Here is a 1,369-nt window from a genome sequence, read left to right as displayed (position 1 = left end):
CCTCCGTCCCCGAGCAGTCCCCGTCCCCGGACACCGCCCCCGCCGCGCCCGTGCGCACGGTCGTGCACGTCATGCGTCACGGCGAGGTGGAGAACCCCACGGGCGTCCTCTACGGCCGCCTGCCCGGCTACCACCTCTCCGACCTGGGGCGGAAGATGGCCGACCGGGTCGCCGAGCACCTGGCCCCCCGCGACATCACCCACGTGGTCGCCTCCCCGCTGGAGCGGGCGCAGGAGACCGCCGCGCCGATCGCCGCCCTGCGGAACCTGGAGGTGGCCACCGACTCCCGACTGATCGAGGCCGCCAACGTCTTCGAGGGGAGCCCGGTCGGTCCCGGCGACGGTGCCTGGCGCCGCCCGGGCGCCTGGGTCCACCTGCGCAATCCGGTGCGTCCCTCCTGGGGCGAGCCGTACGTGCAGCAGGTGGTGCGCATGAAGGCGGCCCTGGACGCCGCCCGGGACGCCGCGCGCGGCCACGAGGCGGTCTGCGTCAGCCACCAGCTGCCGATCTGGATCCTGCGCAGCTTCGTGGAGGGCCGCCGGCTGTGGCACGACCCGCGCAAGCGGCAGTGCACCCTCGCCTCCCTGACCTCCTTCACCTACCTCGACGACGAGATCGTCTCGGTCGGTTACAGCGAGCCGGTGATCGATCTGGTCCCGCCGCACCTGCGGGCCGGGGGCGCCAAGGGCGCCGGCGCCTGAGCGGCCGACGTCCGGCCCGTCGGCCGGCGCCCCTGCGACCGCCGTCCGCAGGCGCCCCACCGGCTCGTTCCGGGTGGATCATTCCGGACAAGGGGGGCGCGGTGATGCCCCGAAAACCCGCATGGGAAACTTTTCACATGATCGCTCGCCGCGCCGCTCGCGTCCGCCCCCGCAGTCGGGCCCTTCGGGCCCTGGTCTGCGCGGCGGCGGGGATGCTCGCCCTGTCCGCCTGTTCCGGCGAGAGCGCCGGGGCCTCCGGCGGTGACAGCAACATCGTCGAGGGCACCGGGCTGGTCACCACCGTCCCGGCGGGGGAACGCAAGCAGGTCCCCGACCTCACCGGGGAGTCCACCCACGGCGAGCCGCTCGCCCTGGCCGACTACCGGGGACAGGTCGTGGTGCTCAACGTCTGGGGCTCGTGGTGCGCGCCCTGCCGTGCCGAGGCGCCCAACCTCGCGGCGGTCGCCGCCGACACCGAGGACCGGGGGGTGCAGTTCATCGGCATCAACACCCGGGACCTGGAGGCGGCCAACGCCCGCGCCTTCGACCGCACCTACGGCATCGAGTACCCCAGCTTCTTCGACCCCAAGGGGAACCTCATCCTGGAGTTCCCCCGCAACACCCTCCCCCCGCAGGGCATCCCCTCCACGCTCGTCATCGACCGGGAG

At 73.9% G+C, this 1,369-nt stretch carries 2 protein-coding genes; both read left to right on the top strand.

The window, feature by feature from the left end:
* Positions 1 to 71: 71 nt before the first annotated feature.
* A complete protein-coding gene (locus FNQ90_RS23295) occupies positions 72 to 701 on the top strand; it encodes a histidine phosphatase family protein (protein ID WP_182608155.1) in 630 nt (209 codons plus the stop codon).
* 137 nt (positions 702 to 838) lie between these two features.
* On the top strand, positions 839 to 1,369 hold a 531-nt coding region (locus FNQ90_RS23290; protein WP_182608154.1), incomplete at its 3' end, for a TlpA disulfide reductase family protein.

The organism is Streptomyces alkaliphilus, assembly GCF_014141535.1.
Taxonomy (GTDB): domain Bacteria; phylum Actinomycetota; class Actinomycetes; order Streptomycetales; family Streptomycetaceae; genus Streptomyces; species Streptomyces alkaliphilus.
This window is presented reverse-complemented; position numbering and strand designations above follow the sequence as displayed.